Consider the following 21,242-nt stretch of genomic DNA (forward strand, 5'->3'; position numbering starts at 1 on the left):
TCGCTTTTCTGGCGGGAGGATGCCTGGAGGCATCAGGTCAGATCATCGATGGAAACTTCCCTGTCAAGGTTCATACGCTCACAGAAGTCTTCGTCGTGACTGACGAGAAGAACCGCACCTGCATAACTCTCAAGAGCGGAAACAAGCCAGTTCACGGTTGAGATATCGATGTTGTTGGTGGGCTCGTCGAGAAGCAATAGCTGCGGAGCAGGCGACGAAAGAAGAACACGGGCAAACTCAACGCGGAAACGCTCACCACCCGAAAGCGTTCCAATAGGCGCGTGCACAGTCTCATTCTGAAACAACAGTTGCGCGAGTTGGTCCCTAATATACTGCGGATCAGCAGACGCGTTGGCCTCCGAGACCAACTCCAAGACTGTCTGATTAGGGTCAAGAACAATGCGTTGCCGGAGGTACCCCACATTCCTAATCACATACCCCGCGCTACCGTCTGCAACAGAGTTGAGCAGGGTCGTCTTTCCGCTGCCGTTCGGCCCAGTGATCCGGACACGCTCGGGGCCCACAACAGTGAGCCCTGGGATTTCCATAACACGGGTTCCGTTCGGAAGCGCCGTACCGGGAAGCTCAATGAACACATGTTGATCGTCGCGAACCTTGTCTTGCGCGTGACGATACGCAGCGAGAGACGACTCCACAGACTCGGCATGAGCCGCACCACGCCGAGCAGCAGTTTTCTCAGACCGATCCTTGTCCAGCCCCATCGCCATGCCAGGTTTGCGTTTGTTAACCGCGAACTTCTTTCCGCGACGAGCGTCCCGAGCAATGCGAGTTTGCATTGCCTCACGCTCCCGAACCTGCCTACTGTGAATTGCCTTCTTGTCCCGCACCTCCCGCATCGCTGCGTCCTGTTCGTTGGCCAGAGTTTCGCGGTAGGCAGAGTAGTTGCCGAGGAAAAGACGTAGCTTCCCGTCGTGAAGTTCTGCAATTTCGTCCACGGAATCCAATAAGTCGCGATCATGGCTCACCACAATCGCAGGAACAGTGGATTTGGAAAGAGAACGGATCAGCTGGGCTTTCGCTTCCGCATCGAGGTTGTTCGTGGGCTCGTCCATCACGATGAAATCGGGGTTGTCAGCCATGAGCGCAACTAGTGCAACACGAACAGCCTCTCCACCGGACATAGTAGACAGTGACCTGTCCAAGTTGAGCTCGAGTCCATGAGCTGACAACACAGCCTGAGTCTCTTCAGCAGCATCCCACCGGTCGCCAATGAGCTCGAACAATTCGGGATTGAACTGGCCACCTTCGACGGCGTTGATTGCCTCGATGATTTCGGTGACCCCAAAAATGTCTGAAACCGTAGTGCCCGGTTGCAGTCCAAGATCCTGAGGTAGGTAAGCGATTTTCGACGGGCGTTCGACCGAACCAGTGCTCGGTTGTAGCTCGCCGAGAATGATCCTGATCAGAGTCGTTTTTCCGGAACCGTTATCACCGATCAGGCCAGTGAGGTGACTTGAGAATATGGCATTTAAGTCCGAGAAGCACGAGGTTCCGTTAGGCCACTCGAGGGAGACGTTATTCAGGGTAATAGGCATGCTCATTCAACTTTCTGTTTCGTGTTAGGCGGAAACACGGAACATGAGCACGGCCTACTCCTTCCCTCGGGGACAACTCCTCGTCAACACTATCACGGCCCCCGTTGGGGTCAAGGGGTTTGCGCTGCTGTGAGTCGGGGGTAGGGTCGGGCTGACAGATTCCGGCGGACTTTGTCAACGGTCGGCATCGTGCCTGGTCAGAAATTGGTCCTAACAGACTTTGCGAAGTCCCGCGCACGGCCCGGCGCGTTTGCCCAGGTCGCGGATTTTCCAGGCAGGAAAAAGGTGCGCAGGCCTGACGGCGAGTGACAAAAGACGCACACTATTTTGGTACAGATATTCATAGTTGCAGGTCAAAAAAGGGCTATCTTTTCCTAGCTGCGTGATTTGTCACTACATCGGGCCGAGTGACACCAAATTCCTTGTTTTCGCCCACGGCCCGGCGCGTTTGCCCAGGTCACGGATTTTCCAGGCAGGAAAAAGGTGCGCAGGCCCTCGACCCCTTAATTCATAAGGACCAGCCACAGGCCCAACCCACCCAAGGCCACCAGGGCACAGGCGGTGGCGAAGACGGAGCCTGTGTTTGGCTGGGAGCGTTCCTGGGCGAGGTTGTGCGCTTCGGTGCGGTAGAGGCGTCGATATCTGGAGATGAGCACCACTGCCAGGGTGAGCAGGAGCCCGATGGCGCCGAAGACGGGCACGGGGTAGGCGTAGGACCAGCGCAGGAGCACCATCGAGCAGACGAGCATGGCCAGGGCGGTGCGGGTCCAGCTCAGGGCGGTGCGCTCGGGCTGGAGGCCGGGGTCCGGGACGGGGATGGTCACGAGAGCAGGCCTACCAGCACAACGATGGAGGCGACCAGGATGCCGACGCCGAGCAGCGGCGCGATCGCGGGGGCGGGCAGGGGACGGCCGTGGCGCAGCGCGCGTTCGACGCGGACCCAGCGGATGGCGGCGCCGGCGGCGATGGCCATGCCGATCACGATCACGGTGGCGGCGGCGAAGGTTTGAGTCTCTGGGGTGATGCCGGTGACGTCGAAGGCACCGAGGGCGATGCCGCCCGCCAGGAATGCCAGCGCAGTGCGGGTCCAGGCGAGGAAGGTGCGCTCGTTAGCGAGGGTGAAGCGGGCGTCGGGTTCGTCGCCGTCCGGGAAGACGGTGCGGGTGAAGCTGGGCATGCGGACAAGTGTAGCGCCCAGGGCGCCGCCGGCGGTGTTGATGAGGAGGTCGTCGATATCTGAGTAGCCGGCGGCGAGCGCGTACTGGGCTACTTCGATGCTTAGGGACGCCACCATCGACACCAGGGCGGCCTTCCAGACCTTGCCGAGCCGGAGGCGTGCCAGGTAGCCGACTGGGAGGAAGAGGACGATGTTGCCGATGAGGTTGAGCCACGGCCCCCACCAGACTCGGTAGTAGATGAAGGAGCCGAAGGGGATAAGGCGCAGGTGGCGGACCTCGTGGGAGATTGTGTCCCACACCCCGGGCAGGCCAACGTACGCCTTGCCGATGGTAAAAAAGAGCACGGCCGCGGCGGTCAGTGCCACGGCCGTGTAGTAGGTGCTGCGCTTAGGCAACGGCTACCTCGTGCGGGACGGGGCCTCCGGAAACCTGGCGGTAGGCGTATACCATCGCCAGGAGTGCTGGGGCGGCCAGCAGCGTGCCCAACACCAGCGAGACAAAAGCGGCCACGCCGGAGGCGGCGCCACTGCCGGAGACGGTGGCCATCAGGATCCCGCAGACGATCATCAGGCCGAGCAGACCACCGTAGTTGCGCTTCGCTGTGGTGAAGCCGGCCTTGAAGGCGTCGCCGAAAGTGCCGTTGTTGTCGGCTGCGTAGAACGACTGGAAGATGAAGAACGGCGAGATAAGCAACATGATCAGCACCGCGATGCCGATCCCAACGAATAGGGTCACGAACGCGGATGGGTCGATAGCGCTGAGATCACCGCTCGAGGCGGTCAGGAGCGCCTCCGGGTCCGCGCCGGCGAAACCAGCGACGAACCCGATCACCATGAGCAGGGCGAAGATCAGAGTCGTGATGATGCCGACGACCACCGACATACCCAGCGTCTTGCCGTAGGCAGCCGACTTGATGTCCTTCAGGACGAACTGCTTCGGGCCGACCAGGGTCTGCTGCAGCGCGGCGGCCAGGAACAGCGGCGTGACGAAGAATAGGGCCAGCATGCCCAGGGCGCTGACCGTGTCGCTCTGGAAGACGGCCCCGATGTTGTTCAGCAGCGCGTACACAAACGCGAGCACCAGCCAGGTGCCCGGGTTGGAGTAGGTGGTTTTGAAGCCGTACTTCAGCGCGGCGCCGACGGACAGCTTCCCGGTGCCCAGCCCGTGGGCGACGCCGTTGACGGCCGGGTTGCTGATCGGGTGCGGGGTGACGCCGTCGCCGTACTGGGCGGGCGTGATGCCGACGAAGCCGTCGTCGTTAGCGAGCATGGCGGCTGCGGGGCTCGTCGGGACGGCGAGCTGGGCGCCGTGGTAACGCAACGCGCTCTGCCCGGACGCCTGGGCGGCCGAGTTGACGTCAAACGCACCGAAATCGGCCTGCTCCCCGTAGGGCTGTCCCGAGGGCTGGCCGTATGGCGACGCGCCGTATTCCGGGTAGGACGGGATGCCACCCGGGTTCTGCGGATCGTTGTTAGGTGTATTTGGTTCAGTCATGGTGCCCAACAGTACACACAAACGCTCCGCAGCACCTACACGTTTCCTGAACGTTTACTTAACGACCAGGTTCACCATCCGGCCCGGCACCACAATCACCTTGACCACATTCTTGCCGTCGGTCAGTTCCTTGACACGCGCATCCGTCAGCGCAACCGCCTCGGTGTCCTCCTTGGAGGCGTCCGTCGGGACGTTGATCCGGGCCTTCACCTTGCCGTTGATCTGGACGGGTAGTTCGATGGTGGCGTCGACAAGGAATGATTCCTCGAAGGTCGGGAACGGCTCGAACGTGATGGTGTCGGCGTGGCCGAGCTTTGCCCAGAGTTCCTCGGCGATGTGCGGGGCGAGCGGCGCGACCATCTGCACCAGCGGAGTGACCGCCGCGCGCGGGGCGCCCGACGGGTACGTCTTGGTCAGGTAGTTCGTGAACTCAATCAGCTTTGCGACGACCGTGTTGTCCCGCAGGTGCTCGTAATCATCGCGGACACCGGCGATGGTGCGGTGCAGCTGCTTATTGTCCTCCTCGGTGAGCGCGGCGTCGGTGACGGTGACCTCGCCGGACTCCTCGTCCACAACCAGGCGCCACAGGCGCTGCAGGAAACGGTGCGCGCCGACGACGTCCTTCGTCGCCCACGGGCGCGACGTGTCCAGCGGGCCCATCGACATCTCGTAGACACGCAGGGTATCCGCACCGTAATCGCGGCAGATGTCATCCGGCGCGACGGCGTTCTTCAGGGACTTGCCCATCTTGCCGTACTCGCGGTTGACCTCCTCGCCGTTGCGGTAGAACTTGCCGTCCTTCTCCTCCACCTCGGCGGCCGGGACGTACACGCCACGCGAATCCGTGTAGGCGTACGCCTGGATATATCCCTGGTTGAACAGGCGGCGGTACGGCTCCTTCGAAGAAACAAAGCCCAGGTCGTAGAGCACCTTGTGCCAGAAACGGGCGTAGAGCAGGTGCAGCACCGCGTGCTCCACACCGCCGACGTAGAGGTCCACGCCGCCCGGATCGTTCTCGCCGCGGGGGCCGGTCCAGTAGCGCTCGTTCTCGATGTCGCAGAAGGTGTCCTGGTTCGTCGGGTCGATGTAGCGCAGCTGGTACCAGGACGAACCCGCCCACTGCGGCATCACGTTCGTGTCGCGCCAGTACTTCTTCGTGCCCTCGCCCAGATCGAGCTCGACCTCGACCCAGTCGGTGGCCTTCGCCAGCGGCGGCGCCGGCTCAGAATCCGCGTCCTCCGGGTCGAAGGACACCGGGTTGTAGTCCTCCACCTGCGGCAACTCCACCGGCAGCATGTCCTCCGGCAGGCCGTGCGCCTGGCCATTTTCGTCGTAGACGATTGGGAACGGCTCGCCCCAGTAGCGCTGGCGGGCAAAGAGCCAGTCGCGAAGCTTGTACTGGATCTTCTCCTCACCAGCACCGTTCGCGGCCAGCCACTCGATCGCCTTCGCGATGCCCTCGTCCTTGCCCAGGCCGTTGAGGTCCAGGCCCTGCTCGTTCGCAGAATTAATGTGCGGCGCATCGCCAGTAAACGCAGCTTCTGTGACGTCGCCGTCGAGCACCGGCACAATCGGCAGGCCAAAGACGCTCGCGAACTCGTAGTCGCGCTCATCATGCGCTGGCACAGCCATAATCGCGCCCGTACCGTAGCCCGTCAACACATAGTCAGCAATAAAGATCGGCACCTGCTCGCCGCTCACCGGGTTCGTCGCAAACGAACCCAAGAACACGCCAGTCTTCTCCTTATTCTCCTGCCGCTCCAAGTCACTCTTGGCAGCAATCGCCGCCCTATACTTCTCGACGGCCACCTTCGGCGACCCCGCCCCATTCATCCAACGCTCATCCGTGTCGGCCGGGAAAGCATCGGCGGTGAGGGCGTCGACAAGCGGGTGCTCAGGCGCGAGCACCATGTAGGTGGCGCCAAACAGGGTGTCCGGGCGCGTCGTGAACACCTCGAGCGGGCCCGCCTCCGACGCAAACGCCACCTGCGCACCACGCGAACGCCCAATCCAATTCCGTTGCATCGCCTTGACCTTGTCCGGCCAATCCAGCAAGTCAAGGTCATCAAGCAGGCGATCCGAGTAGTCAGTAATACGCATCATCCACTGACGCAGCCGCTTCCGGAACACCGGGAAGTTTCCGCGCTCCGAACGACCCTCCGCCGTGACCTCCTCATTCGCCAGCACCGTGCCCAGGCCAGGGCACCAGTTCACCATCGAATCGGACAGGTACACCAAGCGGAACTCGTCAATCGCCTTGTGTTTCTCCGCGTGCGTCAAGTCGCGGAAGTTACGGCCGTCCTTGGTCAGGCGCGCGCCTGTGAGCAAGTCACGGACCAGCTCCTCAATCGGGCGGGCCTTCTGCAGCTCCTCATCAAACCAGGCGTTATAAATCTGCAGGAAAATCCACTGCGTCCACTTATAAAACTCCGGATCCGTCGTCGCCACCGAACGACGCGGATCATGGCCCAGACCCAACTGGCCCAGCTGACGCTTCATATTCTGGATATTCGCCTCAGTCGTCGTACGCGGATGCGTACCCGTCTGAATCGCGTACTGCTCCGCCGGAAGACCAAACGCGTCATAGCCCAACGTGTGCAGCACGTTCTTGCCCAACATGCGGTTGTAGCGGGCAAACACGTCCGTCGCGATGTAGCCGAGCGGGTGACCCACATGCAGCCCCGCGCCCGACGGGTACGGGAACATGTCCTGCACATTCAGTTTGTCCTCGGGCAGTGGGTCGCCCGTGGCGAGGTCGCCGACCGGGTTCGGCGCGTTAAACGTGCCGTTGTCCTTCCAGAACGTCTGCCACTTCTGCTCAATCTGATTTGCCAGGCCAGCGCCGTAACGGTGCGCTGGGGTTTCGCTCGCGTTAGTCATGGATACACAGTGTAGTGGGTGGGGCCCGGAGGTGGGGTGTGTGGTGGTGTTGGCGGGTGGGATATGTCCTCTCGATTTTGTTCGAGATTTCGTGAACAGAATTGCATGGGGTCCAGACCATTTGCCTGTCGACCGGCGAGACGTTCCGGTCGACCTCTTAGCGTTGACCAATGCAGGTCGGCGTGAGATGGAGGAATTGGCGTCGAAAAGCTTCGAAATCTGCTCGGTCAACGGAAGTTTTGAAAGCCCAGGTGTAGACCGTTCGGGGGTAGAAGCTTGCGGAAAGCGTATGGCTGACTGAATATGATAAGTGATTCTTAACAGTTCACTGTCAACGCAAGGAGCGTCCCCTGTGAAGAAGTTTGCAACCGCAGCCGTAGCTGCAACTATGACCCTCGGCCTGCTCGTCCCGGCGGCTGGAGCCGCAGAAGACAAGGGCAGCAGCCTTGACGACGCCTACTCGGTGACCACCGTTGTCTCCGGCAACAAGTGCACGATCACCTACTCGAGCGGCTTTAAAGAAGTACTAACGCGAACCGAAGCTGCTGCAAAACTGCGGAATACCTCTATGGTTGACAATCAGCTTCAAGCCCGCAAGGACTTTCTGCAAGGTACCAAGGATTCAACACGCTCCGACTTCGAGCGCGGAGAAGGCAAGCTCGCGCTGCAGGCTTGCGCGAATGGCCAGAACTACACCACTGGCTTCGAAAACAGGCTTTCTTCGATGATCGAGCCACACGAGGGCCGCGCGGCAGCGTACTGGCTTTCGGTCATCGTTCCTACACTCCTGGGTATCGCTGCACTTGGTGCAGCCTTCTCGCCTGAGTTCCGCCACATGCTGCCAGCACCGGTGCTGAACTTCCTGACCGAGTACTTCAAGTAAGTACCCCAACCCCATTGGAGCTCCGCCCACCGCGGAGCTTTTGCATACGAAAAGGACGCAATCATGAAAAAGATCACCGCTACCGTCGTCGCTACTGCGATGGCTGCCTCCATGCTCGCGCCGACTGCCGATGCTGCGTCGAACACGATGAGCCACAAGAACTACCAGCCGCACTGCACGCTGAAGTTCGACAGCGCCAACATGACCAAGAACAACGGCACGCACACCCAGAACGAGGTCAGGATTTGGGTTGCACAGCAAGCGGATGCCAAGAAGCTGGCGGAGGCAGACCTGACCAAGCTGCAGCAGTCGTCGCAGGTCAGTGAGGCGTTTGGCTCCTCGATTGCTGAGGACACCGCAGCCATCAACGATGGCATGGCGCTCCAGGCATGCCTGCAGGGCAAGGATTTCAAGGCTGAGCCGATGGATGACGGCACGAAAGCCGGCATCATTATCGGCGTCGTGTTCACGGTGCTGGCCGGTATCGCAGGCCTGGCAAAGCAGGCCGGTTTGATCCGCTAGCTGTTGTCGCGCACCCAGGCCTCGACGGGGGCGAGGCGGGTGAAGTCAACGCGGTCGACGTCCTTGTTATAGGTGTCGATCATCATGCGGTCGTTCGCGGACTTGCGCGGTTTCAGCCGCAAAGCGCCGACGACGCCCGCCATCGTGGCGGCGTGGGCGGCCGACAGCTCGGAGTAGTTCATGCGCCCGGGCAGGTAGAAGCGGGTGACGCTATCCGCGCGGCTGCCCAAAAGTTTCGCGGAAAAGTCCTTATCGACGGCCACTTCGTCCAGGCTCATGCCGACGGTGACGAGGGAGACGGAGTGGGCGTCGAAAAGTGGGTCAGGGAGCTTGCGGATGAAGCTGGCGCCGGGGTTGTTCGGGCCGTGGATGGGGGCGAGAACCACGATGGGGCCTTCGGGAGAGAAGTCGGCGTCGGGGATTGGCTCGGCGGCAGTGCCGAGGCGTTTCGCCAGCTCATCGGCGTATTCCTTGGTGGATCCGTAGAACGAGGCGTACAGGATAGTGCAGGCAGTCATACAACTATTGTTGCATGTTGCGGCTAGAATGTGGCGACGATGCGATACGTGTACATGATTGTGGGGCTGGTGGCGCTTGCCCTGGGAGCGGTCGGCGTGTGGGTTCCGATCCTGCCCACGACGCCGTTTCTGCTGCTTGCGCTGGTGTGCTTCACGCGGAGCTCACCGAGGCTGGAGCGCTACCTGCTGCGCCACGACACGTTCGGACCATTCATTATTGACTACTACTCAGGACAGCTGACGCGGGCGCAGAAGCTGCGGATTCTGGGACTGCTGTGGTTGGGGATGGGCGCCTCCATATGGGTGGTGATCGCGGTGGTTGGGCTGTGGCCGGTGGCGTTGCTGCTCGCCGCGATCGGCACCGCGGTGAGCGCGCACATCTGGCGGCTGCGGCCACGCCCCGAGCGCGCCGCCGAACTACGCCAGCGCGCTGGACTGCCTACCGACCACGCACGTTGAAGCCGATGACGCCGGGGTTGACCAAGGGGGCGTCGCCAAGAAGGGCGTGGATGTTGCCCTCCCTCTCGACGGCACTGGTGACCGCTTTGGGGCGTTGCTTCTTGTCATCTTTGCCGCGGCCCTGCGACATTGGTGCACCCATGAAGCCGCCTCGCTGCCCTTGCTGACCTGCGGTGTTGGTGGCAGAACCTGTGGCACCCGCTGCGCCTGGTTGGCCGCCGAAGCCGCCTGTGGACCCGGCGCCTGGCCGCCCGGCGAAGCCTCCCGCGCCGCCGCCGGCGAGGCCAGCGTTGGAGCCGAAGCCTGTGGCTGAGCCTGAGGCTGCGCCTGCTGAGGAGCCGAACCCTGCTGATTGCTGGTGCAGTGACCCGGCGCGATGGCGGCCACCACCGCCTGCGCCGCCCATTGGCATGCCACCGAATGCGCCTTGGCCTGCGCCTACGCCGGAGCCTGCTGCGGAGGCGGCGCCGGTCGTCGCACCGCTGAGCCCGCCTGCACCGGAGGCGAGACCGCCATGGAGGCCAGCGCCCGGCGCGACATTCGCTGCCGGAGCGTTCAGTGCGCCTGGTGGAGGAAGCGTCGGTGCCTGCGCCGAGGCGACCTGGGTCGGGGTGGCGCCGGACGCGATGGCGTTGAGCATGTCCGGGTTCGGCTTCCCGAACTGCTGCAACACGTCCTGCGGGCCGCGCGCGTTGGCGAGATCCGTGTAACCGTTGTTGGCAAAGATGCTGGCAAGCCCCGCCGGCATCGGTGCGTCCCCGAACTCGGGTGCTGTCGGCGCAGGTGGGCCGCTGATGGAGAAGTCGGAACCGGTGACATCGGTGAGATCCGGAAGCAGCTTGACGAAGGTCGGGTTCGTCGCCGGCAGGTACGAGTTCACGTACATCGGGTAGGAACTAACGAAGGCCTCCTTCACAGCCTTCACCGCGGCCGGGGAGACGGCCTCAGCTGCTATCGCCGCAGCCTGAGCTGCCGCTGCCATAAGTTGCGACGACGACGCCAACGCCGCCAACCCCGTGTTATTCCCCGCAAGCGCCGCCGAGTTGGCTGCGTACTCGGAACCCGCTGCCTGAATCAGCTGGAGACGCGCAATCGCCTGGGCGACGAACTCGGTCTCTGCTGAAGATTCCAGGGACGCAATGGCCGGGGCGATGGCCTCCACCATCTCGTAAATACGCTGCGCGTTCGACGTCCAATTCGACGCTAACCCCGTCGGCACCGCGGTATTCGTGGTCAGGATGTTGCTCACCAGCGACTCGAAGCTCCCATCCGTCGACGCATACACCGCACTGTTGCTGAACGGCTGCGTCTTGTAACTCTTCGCAACCGCGGCCGCCGACGACATCCCCAGATTTGAACCCAACCCGCTCAACCCAGGCGTTCCACTAAGCCCGACCGCGTTCACAATCCCCGCAATCGAATCGTCCGCCATCACCGTATTGTCCAGGCAGACCTTCAACACCTTTGCCGACGACTTCACATTCCCTGTGAACGCGTCCGTCGCAAGTGGAGCGTGCTCCGAGTAGATCGCCCCGTGTTTCTCCCCTGCCTCGCGGAGGCCGGAGACGGCGGAGAAGGTGGAGGCTGGCACTGCCGCCAGTCCTGACATTACAAACGACGTATCTTGCACTTTGTATAACGTGGTAATCGCTGAATTAACGTCTTCAACTTCTAGAAATAGCCGTGTCATTTTTCCCCCAAATTGATTTCAAAGAATTTATATTTCGTACAACGCTTCTAAGAGCTGCAGTGCCATCCCGCACCTGGCTTCCTGGTTAGCATTCTCGTTTCTCGTGTAATAGAAAACGCCAATACCGCCGCGCGTAGTGTCTAGCTGGGCAATGCATGGGTTACTAGGCACGACTTCCGGCCCTTTGTGATAAACGTAAGCATCTTCGAGAACTTCAGACGAAAAACCAGGATCGATATTTCTCACTTCTTCTATTATTTTGCGATCCACATCGATAGCCATCAGCGTAATGTGACTCCCAATTTCATAATCAAAAAAGCTACAAACCGAAGTCCCATGCGGCGAGTCAATCTCCCCGTCCGTGCTCCGCTTGATTTCGCCGGTGAAGCCCGCGCGGCGGAATTCGTCCTCGGTGATGTCGTTGCAGGGATCGAAGTAGTCCTCGGGGGCAAGCGTGAATGGGTCGAAGTCGCCGATGGGGACGGTACCGGATTCGAAGACAAAGGCTCTTTGACCAGCAGAATCCGCCGGAGGGGCGTTGGGTGTGGCGGAGGGGGCGTCGATAAGGGTGGTGCTGGAGCAGCCAGCGAGAAGTGTGGCGGCGAGCAGTGGTGCCAAGGTATAGGTGCGCAAAGTGTCCCCCCCGTTTTTCAAAGTGTTTCTACACAACCTAGTGCATTTCGCGCGATTGTAAAGGGTTTTGTGCACACCATGGTGGACATCCGGTTTTCAAAAACCGCCAGCGGGGCGCCACCCAGCGTCCTAATATAAGGCCCTATGAAACGACTCCGTACTCGTTACTTCGCGCAGGCGAAGGCAGAAGGCCGCAAATTTACGGCGCTGACCAGCTACGACACCATGACCGCCCAGATCTTCGACGAAGCCGGGATCGACTTCCTGCTCGTTGGGGATTCGGCGGCCAACGTGGTGCTCGGCCACACCACTACCCTGCCGATTACGCTCGACGAGATGATCACGTTCGCCGCCGCCGTCGTGCGCTCGACGCAGCGTGCGTTTGTGGTGGTTGATCTGCCGTTCGGCACGTATGAGGAGTCGCCGGCGCAGGCGCTCGCCGCGGCGGTGCGCGTCATGAAGGAGACCGGGGCGCAGGCAGTGAAGCTGGAGGGCGGCGTCGAGATGGCGCCGACGATCAAAACGCTTGTCGACGCCGGCATTCCCGTCTGCGGGCACATCGGGTTCACGCCGCAATCCGAGCACGCGCTCGGCGGCTACGTTGTCCAAGGTCGCGGTGACGCGGCCCAGCAACTACTTGACGACGCCACCGCCGTCGCAACCGCGGGTGCTTTCGCGGTCGTTTTGGAGATGGTGCCTTCGGAGATCGCGACGCGGGTCACGCAGGAGGTTCCGGTCCCGACCATCGGCATCGGCGCAGGTAACGGCACTGACGGGCAGGTGCTCGTGTGGCAGGACGCGTTCGGGTTCCGCGCCGGCGGAAAAACGCCGCGGTTTGTACGTCAGTACGCGGACCTGGGAGCGCAGCTGCTGGAGGGCGCGCGGAGGTACCGGGAGGACGTCGAAAAGGGAGACTTCCCTGCTGCTGCCGAATCATTCGAGGACTAAGGAAGGCCACCATGCGAGTCATTACCACTGTTGAAGAGCTCCGCGCGGCACGCGCCGAAGCAACCGGGACCGTCGGGCTGGTGCCGACGATGGGCGCCCTGCACTCGGGGCACGGCACGCTCATCGAGCGTGCGCGGCGAGAGGTCGATACGCTGATTACCAGCGTGTTCCTCAACCCACTGCAGTTCACCGACCTCGGCGACACCGACGATTACCGCAACTACCCACGCGATATTGAGGCTGACTCAACGTTTTGCGAGGGCCTCGGTGTGGACATCGTGTTCGCGCCCAGCGTCGAGGAGATGTACCCCGGCGGGATTCCACAGATCTGGGTCCGCACCGGCGAGATGGGCACCGTCCTGGAAGGCGCGTCGCGGCCGGGGCACTTCGACGGTGTCGCGACCGTCGTCAACAAGCTGTTCAACCTGGCCAAACCGGACGTCGCCTACTTCGGGCAGAAGGACGCGCAGCAGGTGGCGGTTCTGCGCCGGATGGTTCGCGACCTGAACCACGACGTGGAGATCCGCACCCTGCCCATCGCGCGCGCCGCTGACGGACTGGCGCAGTCCTCGCGCAACGTGCGCCTCTCCGAGGCAGGGCGTTCGCAGGCGCTGGCGCTGTCGCGTTCGCTGTGGACGCTGCAGGAACAGGCCGAGGCGGGCGCGTTGGACGTGGATGCCGTGCGCGCGGAGCTCGCGGCTTCGGAGGGCGTGACGCTGGACTACCTGGTGGTCGTCGATCCGGATACGTTGCAGCCGACGTCCGAGCCCGGCCTGGCGCTCGTTGCGGCGACGGTGGACGGCGTGCGGCTCATCGACAACGCGCTGCTTGGGTAGGCCGGGGCGCTGCGAGTTCCGGGGTTTTGGAGTGGAAGGTGTGCTGACAAGCTTGCTCGGGATTTTGTGAACAGAATTGCACTTGACTTCGCGCCCGGGCCGCAGCCTTGACAACCGCTGAGGGGGCTTGAATATACAAGAACCTTGTTTTTCCTGTCGCCCAAAGGAGTTTTCGGTGTGAAGAAAATTGCAGCCGTAGCCCTCGCCGCAACCATGACCGTCGGGGCGCTCGCACTGACCACGGGCGCCGAAACTGAGAAGCACCCGATGGACTCCTACCTAATCTCTGCACCGCTGGGCAACAAGATGGTCGACAAAAATACGTGCAAGATTACAGAAACTAACATGTCAATTGTTCAGCGCCACCTCGATGACCCTAGCGAAGCTGCTTACTTTACGAAGCAAACCGACCGCACATGGGCGATAGAGAATCTTCCAAAGATCGAGGCACGTCTGAGGGAACTCCAAAGCACCAACCGCAGCCTGCTAATCCAGTTCTACACTGGCACCACCATCACCAAAGATGAGAAAATACTCAAGGAGTTCCCTGAACTCCTGTACACGATTGAAAGTTTCAAATCCTACATCGCCTGCGCCAAGGGCGAAAACTACGAGGCAAGCTTCATCACCCAGCAGTCCTCGAAGATGACAAACGCGGGTCGCGCGGCAACGTTCTGGACGCCGGTCGCGCTGCTGATCGCGGGCGTGCTCGGCGCGGTCGCGCTGCCAGCGCTCAAGCCGATGCTGCCAGCCAACATCGCTGCAATGCTGCCGTAACACCATCACGGCCTCTGTCAACACAAGCCGAATGCACCCGACTAATCGTCCATGGTTTCCCGGAGACACGGAAACCTTGGACGATTAGTTACGTCTAGACGGGCCGCATTATTGGGACGGAGTTGGACGTCGATTAGCTGCGGCAAGAGATTTACAGGAGTGCCGCAAAGCTATATCGCGATCGCAGGTCTTGTGCTTGCGGTGCCGGGCTTGATCGACTTGTGGCCGAGCGCTGAGGGGAGCCATACCGAGTTCTTGATCTCCCTGATCGCTGTGCTGGTGATAGGCGCGGTGCTCTTTTTCGACGCCGCGTTGTCCGCATCTACTCGTCTTGTTCACCAGAAAGCGCGTAGCGCTGGTTCTTCGCGTTCCAGTGCTTTTCTGTGAACGTAATGATGCCTTGCTGCTCCATTGCCTTCAGGGTCGGGGTTATTTGACCGTAACTCATGCCAGTGTGCTCGGCGATTTCACGTTTGGACAGTGGCTGTCCGGCGTGGTGGAGCGCTTTGCGGATCAGGTCGATTTTTTCCCCGCTCCGTAGGTACGCGCGGCTCCGTGATTGTGGAGATGTCGGAGTTGCTGACTCTGGGGCTTTCGGCGCAGATGTCTCTTCCGGGAGGAAAGAATAAACGGTGCCACCTGCTTGGCCAAGGGCGGTCGCTAGGCCGTATTCCACAAGCTGTTGTAACTCGGCGCGTGCTTGGGTGGAGTCCATCGGGAATTCTTGGCGATAGGACGCGTTGGTAAGCGTCTCACCATTGCGCATCCGGATGAGCGCATGGCGCTGCGCCGTGGAAAACACCTCTCCCCCCCCCCGGAAGATTCGTAGCCCAAGCGAGATCCGCTTCGGAAAGCATGGTCGAAGAGGTCAGGATCGCTTGGAAGTCGATGACTCTGTCTTTGAAATAGGGGGCGGGGAGGAAGGCGTCATGAAGAGCCTCACGTACTGCGGGAATGCCCGTCGCACTCGCCTCAATGACGCGGTGTCCTTTCGGCGTCTTTACTGCAGTACACATGCGGTACAAGACGGGATTGCGTGCCCGCGGTCCGGTGTTGCCAAGTTCGCTTTCGGTCAATCCCCAAAGTCCGCCAGGGTTGACCACGATGAGCTTGTCTGAGTGCTTTACTACTTGTGTGTAGGCAAGCATGCTAGCCGGAGACAGGTCACGGTGGACAAGTGCGTTGGCTACAATCTCGCGAATGGCCAACGTGGGAAGCTCTGGCACATCCTTGCCGTGGCCATCAGTAAAGACGGTGGTTGTTTGCAGGTGGTCGGTGACCCACTCGACTACCGCTTCAAGCAAATCGGGCACTGGTCCGGTGAATTCTTCCCTGTCCCGCATTCGCATTGCCCTGGGGTCATGTGGTCCGCGGGTAACGTGTGCTTTGACGTTGAGAGGCAAAAACTGCTGGGGGTGTATACCGAGGGCATAAATTGCTGCCACCGTGGGCTCGCCTGTATCGGGTGCGACGACGTTGGTGCGAATCAACTGCTCTTCTCGCGGTAGTTGGGCAAGACGCCTGGATTGTGAGCGCTCTTGCTCCAGATACTGTTCAAGCAGATCCGGGTCGAGGTCTCGTTCTACGCTGGCGCCCTCCACAGGTGCCCGATCGTGCTTTGGGACTCCGCGTTGCGAAACAAGAAGCTGTTCCTCGTTTGGGTCAAGCTCGTAGTCACCGTCACCGGACCGGATGTAGGCGGGGCCGCCCTTCCCAACCCGGAATGGCTTACGGTCCGAGGGCTGCGGAGGAACGATGCACTGCAGCACAGTCTTGCCATCGACTGTTGCAGTTTCGATAGCACCGAGGTGGAGGGGAGGCACGATCTTCTGTCGTGCTTTATTTGCTAACTGACTCTCTACGGTCTTTGGGCTGGAAATACCTGTCACGGGGAAACTGCCGTCTTCTTCTGCCACACCGAGCAGGATGACTCCACCCTCTGGCATATTTCCAAACGCAGAGAGAGTTTCATCAATGCTCTTTGGCAAGCCATGCGAGGCATCTTTTGCTTCGATTTTTTAGGTGTCGTTGCCTATGTCTCGCAGTGTGTTGATGGTGGTTTTGATAGCGGTTTCGCTCATGTATAGAAGTATAACTCAAAATATAAATCAGAATCGCACTCAAAACCCGCAGGTTAAAGGCATATCTTACTGTGTAAGAGCGATTCTGAGTGCGATTTTGAAGAACAACACTCAAAATCACACTCAGACCCACTGCGCATTCTCCACTGCCCCACACACAGCCACGATGAGCCGTGGTTGATTACCAGGGTGGCGCAGCATGAACGCGCAGTAGCATTCTGGACGTCTATCGCGCTGCTGATCGCGGGCGTCCTCGGCACAGTCGCACTGCCAGCGCTCGAGCCGATGCTGCCAGCCAACATCGCTGCAATGCTGCCGTAATTCACCACGACACTTTGCCGATGCGCATCGGATGCCCGGGGGCCTGATCTAGCTGCTCCATTCGGCGTTCTGTGTCGAGATTGGCCGATGAAAAGCTTGCTCGGGATTTTGTGAACAGAATTGCGCCTGCCCCTAATCTCCCAAGGTTTTCCTGAAACGTCGAAACCTTGGACGATTAGCCCCCTCTATTCTCGTAATGGCTGGTCAGGACCTCGCCTTACCACGGCACCGACGAGCCCGCCGGGACCTCCCAATGCTTCGGAACCAGGTTCCTGATCTCGTTCGGCGTCTGCGGCGGCAACATATCAACAACTCGTCGGCCACCGCTCGGCCCCGGCATCACCGAGGTATCGACGGCACGCTGCGCATCGACCGTGTTCGCATGCACATCACCGTACGTGAGCACCGCGACCGCGAACCCGGCACCGTAACTAACCGTCGCGGTGGAGCTGCGACGGTCGTCGGCCCAGCCGAACTTCGTGCCCTGGACACCGGGCAGTCTCGAGGTGCCGTAGTTCTGCGGGAAGCCGTCGGCGGCGACGGGTGCCGCGTGCGCCATGCCGCGCAGCAGCGGCGCGGCCACCGGATCATGCCGGATGGCCTGCACAAACCTCGCGACGTCCACCGCCGACGTACTCGCCACTCCCCAGTTCCCGCGCCGTTGAGTAGCGCTCAATTTGAAGTCGCGCGCGATCGCGTCAATCGCCTGCGGGTACGCCGCATCCAGCGTGCCCGCAATGCCGTCGTTCGAGGTGCGCACCATCTCCTCCACCATCGCCTTATGCCGCGGCGCCCCGTGGTACAGCACCCAATAGCCCAGGTAGAGCTTGCTCAGGCTCAGCGCCGGCCGCGCCTCCCACCCATTTCTCGACGCCTCCACTCCCCCACCCGCATGCACCACAGCAACTGCGGATCGGGGCGAAGCGGCGTCGCCACGCACGGAGATCGCCGAAGCACTCGGCGCTGCCAAGATTGCGAGCACGAACGCCACAAACAGCGCAATGAACTTCTTCACAGGGGCCTCCTGAAAATGTTATTTCCAGGAAGTGTAGCCAGAAGAGTCAGAAAAATGTGAACAGATCTGCATATGCAAATCTGTTCACAAAATCTCTAAGGGCCTTTTGCGGTACCTTCTACCCGTGAGTTAGACGTCTCGGGCGATCAGGTCGTCGAGAGCGACCGGGGAGAGCAGGTACGGCGGGACCTCCAACACCGTGAACGCGCCCGACTTGCCATCCTCCGCGAGGCGGGCAGCCGCGCGCGCGTACGCGACGGCGACGGCGCCGGTGAAGTCGGGGTTGCTGGAAAGTTCCAGGGTGTACTCGACAAGCTGGTGGTTCTCGCCGACGCCACCAGTGGTGATCACGTGACCGCCGTGCGGCATGCCGGAATGCTCGCGGACGAAGGTGGCGTCGTCAATAAAGTTGACCTCTACCTCGTAGCCGACGAAGTAGTCCGGCATCGTGCGGATGGTGTGCTCGATGGCGGCGGTGTCGGCGCCATCCTCCGGCACGATGTAAACGACGCGCTTGTGGGCGGACTTGCCGTCGAGACCCTCGGTCTCGCCGCGGCGCGCGCGATCCAACGCATCCGGCGCTGGGATCGTGTACTGCACACCCTTCGCGACGCCCTCAATCCTGCGCACCGCATCCGAGTGACCCTGCGACAAGCCCGGGCCCCAGAACGTGTGCTGCTGCGCATTCGGCAGAATTGCCTCCGCCATCGCGCGGTTCAACGAGAACATGCCCGGGTCCCAACCAGTGGAAACGATGGACACCGTGTTGTGCTCGCGCGCGACCTCGTCCATCGCCTTGCGGTGACGTGGGATGTCACGGTGATTATCGTAGGTGTCCACGGTAGGCACGTACTTCGCGAACTCCGGCGCCTGCTCCGGAATATCCGTCGCCGAACCCAGGCACAGAATCGCGACGTCAATCTCGTCCTTGTACTGTCCGAACTCCGCCACCGGTAACACGCGAGTGTCCGTGTCCAGCTTGCTACGGCGCGAGAAGATCGCCGACAGCTCCATATCCGGCTGCAGCTTCACCAGCTGCTCCACACTCTTGCCCAAGTTTCCATAGCCGACAATGCCAACACGCATAATGCGCCTCCCTTTCCTCGTGGCCCTTTGGGCTCGTGGCTTCTGGGCTGTTTGCCCATAAATTACGGGCCTACTTTACTCGCACATCGGTTGTGAGGGAATGCGCACGACGGGTTGGTGGCAGGTTGGTGGCTTGCTGGTGGCTTGCTGGTGGCTTGGTCACAGGGAGCGAGTGCCAAAGGACGCAATTTCGGTTTTGGAAACGGCTGTTTTCCCAGGTCGTGAATTTTCGGGTGCGTCCTTTGGCACTGGCTCCGCTGGCGAAAGGGTTTCTGGCAATTAGCTGTGCACCAGAACCCGGGTTTTTGGCGGGGCTGGAGGGTAAAAGGCCAGGTCGCTGATTGCGCGAGGTGGAATTTGGTGCACCCGGCGCCCTCACACCGAAAGATATAGAAAGAGATAGAAAGATATCGAAACAAATTGCTGACCTGCACAAATAACATTTCGGCGAGGCTTCCAGGCTCCCTATATCTTTCCGATATCTTTCAACTCCCAAAATTGGCTCCGAAAAGAATTACCTGGGGAATGTACAATCTGCCGCATGGTCACGGAATCAGCTTGGGACGCGCTCCCCTCGTATGTTCGTTTAGCGCTGGAGGCGATTCATGATGGAGCGACGGCGGACTCGCAAGAGTCGCTGATTTTGGAGTTCAAGGAGGATCCCACTGCTCGTGAGGGGAAGGGCGGGAGGGCGAAGCTCGTCGAGAAGCTGTTGAATGAGGCTATTTGTATGGCCAACAGCGAGGCGGCGACGGGACACATTGTTGTCGGCGTTGCGGACCGGACTCCCGGCGCGGGCGCATTCACTGGCACTGAGCTGGGCGAGGAGGACATTGCCCGGCGGATCTTCAATGGCACGAAGCCGAACATGAATGTGCAGGTCACATCGGTGCATGCGTGGGGCACTCGGCTTGTAGTGATTCACGTACCGGAGGCTCGTGCACTGTACACGCGGGGTGATGGCGCGGCGAAAAGGCGGACGGCGGACTCGCAGTTCTCGTGCCAGCCGATGACAGAGGAGCTACGCCGGGCGATCGATGCCGCGCGGCGAGACCCTGACTATTCGAACGACCCAGCCGATATCACTGTCGATGACCTGCAACTTCCCGTCATCGAGGAGGCTCGGCGGATGCTGCGGGAGCATCGCCGCTCGCGGGGCTCGGACGCGGCAATCCCTCAGACCACCACTGGCCTGCTTCGGGAACTCGGACTCATGCGAGACGACGGCCAACTCAAGCGCGCCGCCGAAATCCTCCTCGCCCAACCAAACCCGACAGACGTGGTGGTCCGCCACCTGTGGCGCAGCATCCCAGGGCAAGAACCGCAGGCCACGCTCATTTCAGACCCTCTGCTGCTCGCGTTGCCACGCCTGCGACGTCTGATTGCGGAAAATGGTGACCGCGAAATTGAGAGGGTGCAATTCGATGACGGTGAGGAAGTCGCCATCAGTAGGTTCCCGTCGCAGGCAGTCGACGAGGCCGTCTCGAACGCATTCATTCACCGCGACTGGCGCCTGCCCGGCCCAGTCGTGGTCGAGCAAACGAACCGCACGCTCAAGATCACTTCCCCGGGACCTCTCCCACCAGGAGTAACAGTTGACACATTGCTATCGACGCCCTCAGTCCCACGAAACAACCGGCTCATGGCGGCAATGCGAACCCTCGGTCTCGCCGAGGAAAGCTCGCGCGGTTTCGACCGCATGTGGGCCACCATGATCCGCACCGGCCGCAGCGCCCCGGAGGTAACCGCGACCGAGGCAAATGTGCAGGTGGTGCTGGCAGCGCAGCAGCCAGATACCAACTTCATCAAGGGCTTGCGGAAGCTCTCGGAGCGTTTCGGCGAGGAGGTCGTCGATAGTGTTGCGGCGCTGATCGTACTCTGGCACCTGAACTCCGCGCCACTCATTACAGCAACAACGGCTGCACAGAAAACCCAGTTCAGCTCCCTCGAAGTACATGAGCTTATGGACGACCTCGTCGCCCGCAGCCTTCTCGACCCCGTCACCGACGCCGACGAGTGGACCCTCAGCGGTGAAGCCCGGAAACTTCTTAACCTGGGACAACCCGGCGACCTGGTCACCGTGAGCGTCCAGGAATGGATCGAGGCCAAACTCCACGACGGTGCCGCACTCCAATCCGCCGACATCGCCGACCAGACCGGCGTCAGCGTCGCCGAAGCAGGCCGGATCCTTCGACACTTGCGCAGCCTCGGGCGTGCAAAGATCGACCCGGATGGTCCTCCGCGCGGCCGCGGCACCCGTTGGATCCGGGCATAAAGAGATAGAAAGATATCGAAACAAATCGCTGACCTGCACAAATAACATTTCGGCGGGGCTTCCAGGCCCCCTATATCTTTCCGATATCTT

20 protein-coding genes are annotated in these 21,242 nt (G+C 61.0%); 8 read left to right on the forward strand and 12 right to left on the reverse strand.

Going from position 1 to position 21,242, the window contains the following annotated elements:
• Positions 1-32: 32 nt before the first annotated feature.
• The 5 genes from KBX14_RS05685 to leuS form a co-directional block, all read right to left on the reverse strand.
• The gene (locus KBX14_RS05685) at positions 33-1,556 is read right to left on the reverse strand and encodes an ABC-F family ATP-binding cassette domain-containing protein (RefSeq protein ID WP_256042024.1); all 1,524 of its coding nucleotides are present in this window, start codon (positions 1,554-1,556) and stop codon (positions 33-35) included.
• A 503-nt stretch (positions 1,557-2,059) separates the two neighbouring features.
• Positions 2,060-2,380, reverse strand: a complete 321-nt coding sequence (locus KBX14_RS05690) for a DUF202 domain-containing protein (protein ID WP_256042025.1) — start codon at positions 2,378-2,380, stop codon at positions 2,060-2,062.
• The gene (locus KBX14_RS11295) at positions 2,377-3,099 is read right to left on the reverse strand and encodes a VanZ family protein (protein ID WP_370687070.1); all 723 of its coding nucleotides are present in this window, start codon (positions 3,097-3,099) and stop codon (positions 2,377-2,379) included. Before KBX14_RS11295 ends, KBX14_RS05690 begins: the two co-directional genes overlap by 4 nt.
• 22 nt (positions 3,100-3,121) lie before the next feature.
• Positions 3,122-4,228 (reverse strand): hypothetical protein, encoded by a 1,107-nt coding sequence (locus tag KBX14_RS05705; RefSeq protein WP_256042026.1) that lies wholly within the window; start codon positions 4,226-4,228, stop codon positions 3,122-3,124.
• A 54-nt stretch (positions 4,229-4,282) separates the two neighbouring features.
• Positions 4,283-7,108 carry a leucine--tRNA ligase gene (leuS, locus tag KBX14_RS05710; protein ID WP_256042027.1) on the reverse strand — a complete coding sequence of 942 codons (2,826 nt, stop codon included), beginning with the start codon at positions 7,106-7,108 and terminating at the stop codon, positions 4,283-4,285.
• Positions 7,109-7,460: 352 nt separating this feature from the next.
• Between leuS and KBX14_RS05715 the strand changes: the two genes are divergently transcribed.
• Both KBX14_RS05715 and KBX14_RS05720 read left to right on the forward strand, forming a co-directional pair.
• Entirely contained in the window at positions 7,461-7,991 is a 531-nt protein-coding gene (locus tag KBX14_RS05715) for a hypothetical protein (RefSeq protein ID WP_256042028.1), read from the forward strand.
• A 63-nt stretch (positions 7,992-8,054) separates the two neighbouring features.
• On the forward strand, positions 8,055-8,513 hold the full coding sequence (locus KBX14_RS05720; protein WP_070478557.1) for a hypothetical protein: 459 nt from the start codon (positions 8,055-8,057) through the stop codon (positions 8,511-8,513).
• On the opposite strand, the gene KBX14_RS05725 is transcribed toward KBX14_RS05720, so the two are convergent.
• Entirely contained in the window at positions 8,510-9,031 is a 522-nt protein-coding gene (locus KBX14_RS05725; RefSeq protein ID WP_256042029.1) for a flavodoxin domain-containing protein, read from the reverse strand. The genes KBX14_RS05720 and KBX14_RS05725 overlap by 4 nt on opposite strands.
• Before the next feature lie 39 nt (positions 9,032-9,070).
• Here KBX14_RS05725 and KBX14_RS05730 point away from each other — a divergent pair, with 39 nt between their 5' ends.
• Positions 9,071-9,490 (forward strand): YbaN family protein, encoded by a 420-nt coding sequence (locus KBX14_RS05730; RefSeq protein ID WP_256042030.1) that lies wholly within the window; start codon positions 9,071-9,073, stop codon positions 9,488-9,490.
• Here KBX14_RS05730 and KBX14_RS05735 read toward each other — a convergent pair.
• Both KBX14_RS05735 and KBX14_RS05740 read right to left on the reverse strand, forming a co-directional pair.
• Complete coding sequence (locus KBX14_RS05735; RefSeq protein WP_256042031.1) at positions 9,471-11,099, reverse strand: hypothetical protein; 1,629 nt, start codon at positions 11,097-11,099, stop codon at positions 9,471-9,473. The two genes, KBX14_RS05730 and KBX14_RS05735, sit on opposite strands and share 20 nt — an antisense overlap.
• 108 nt (positions 11,100-11,207) lie before the next feature.
• The gene (locus KBX14_RS05740) at positions 11,208-11,813 is read right to left on the reverse strand and encodes a DUF3558 family protein (protein ID WP_256042032.1); all 606 of its coding nucleotides are present in this window, start codon (positions 11,811-11,813) and stop codon (positions 11,208-11,210) included.
• A gap of 144 nt (positions 11,814-11,957) precedes the next feature.
• Between KBX14_RS05740 and panB the strand changes: the two genes are divergently transcribed.
• The 3 genes from panB to KBX14_RS05755 all read left to right on the forward strand — a co-directional run bounded on the left by panB (position 11,958) and on the right by KBX14_RS05755 (position 14,374).
• Positions 11,958-12,761, forward strand: a complete 804-nt coding sequence (panB, locus tag KBX14_RS05745) for a 3-methyl-2-oxobutanoate hydroxymethyltransferase (protein ID WP_256042033.1) — start codon at positions 11,958-11,960, stop codon at positions 12,759-12,761.
• 11 nt (positions 12,762-12,772) lie between these two features.
• Positions 12,773-13,597: a pantoate--beta-alanine ligase gene (panC, locus tag KBX14_RS05750; protein WP_256042034.1), complete on the forward strand. Its 825-nt coding sequence runs from the start codon at positions 12,773-12,775 to the stop codon at positions 13,595-13,597.
• A 177-nt stretch (positions 13,598-13,774) separates the two neighbouring features.
• Positions 13,775-14,374 carry a hypothetical protein gene (locus tag KBX14_RS05755; RefSeq protein ID WP_070975381.1) on the forward strand — a complete coding sequence of 200 codons (600 nt, stop codon included), beginning with the start codon at positions 13,775-13,777 and terminating at the stop codon, positions 14,372-14,374.
• Positions 14,375-14,696: 322 nt separating this feature from the next.
• On the opposite strand, the gene KBX14_RS05760 is transcribed toward KBX14_RS05755, so the two are convergent.
• A complete protein-coding gene (locus KBX14_RS05760) occupies positions 14,697-15,140 on the reverse strand; it encodes a hypothetical protein (protein WP_256042035.1) in 444 nt (147 codons plus the stop codon).
• Positions 15,127-16,362, reverse strand: coding sequence for an ATP-binding protein (locus tag KBX14_RS05765; RefSeq protein WP_305083556.1), 1,236 nt, complete (start codon positions 16,360-16,362; stop codon positions 15,127-15,129). Before KBX14_RS05765 ends, KBX14_RS05760 begins: the two co-directional genes overlap by 14 nt.
• Before the next feature lie 270 nt (positions 16,363-16,632).
• On the opposite strand from KBX14_RS05765, the gene KBX14_RS05770 reads away from it, so the two are divergent.
• On the forward strand, positions 16,633-16,776 hold the full coding sequence (locus KBX14_RS05770) for a hypothetical protein (protein WP_176754794.1): 144 nt from the start codon (positions 16,633-16,635) through the stop codon (positions 16,774-16,776).
• Between the two features lie 217 nt (positions 16,777-16,993).
• On the opposite strand, the gene KBX14_RS05775 is transcribed toward KBX14_RS05770, so the two are convergent.
• Positions 16,994-17,791: a hypothetical protein gene (locus KBX14_RS05775; RefSeq protein ID WP_256042037.1), complete on the reverse strand. Its 798-nt coding sequence runs from the start codon at positions 17,789-17,791 to the stop codon at positions 16,994-16,996.
• Between the two features lie 129 nt (positions 17,792-17,920).
• Positions 17,921-18,877, reverse strand: coding sequence for a diaminopimelate dehydrogenase (locus KBX14_RS05780; protein ID WP_070361687.1), 957 nt, complete (start codon positions 18,875-18,877; stop codon positions 17,921-17,923).
• Positions 18,878-19,418: 541 nt separating this feature from the next.
• On the opposite strand from KBX14_RS05780, the gene KBX14_RS05785 reads away from it, so the two are divergent.
• Complete coding sequence (locus tag KBX14_RS05785; RefSeq protein ID WP_256042038.1) at positions 19,419-21,152, forward strand: ATP-binding protein; 1,734 nt, start codon at positions 19,419-19,421, stop codon at positions 21,150-21,152.
• Positions 21,153-21,242 lie beyond the last annotated feature (90 nt).

Source organism: Corynebacterium sp. CCUG 61414, assembly GCF_024453945.1.
In the GTDB taxonomy this organism is placed as follows: domain Bacteria; phylum Actinomycetota; class Actinomycetes; order Mycobacteriales; family Mycobacteriaceae; genus Corynebacterium; species Corynebacterium pseudogenitalium.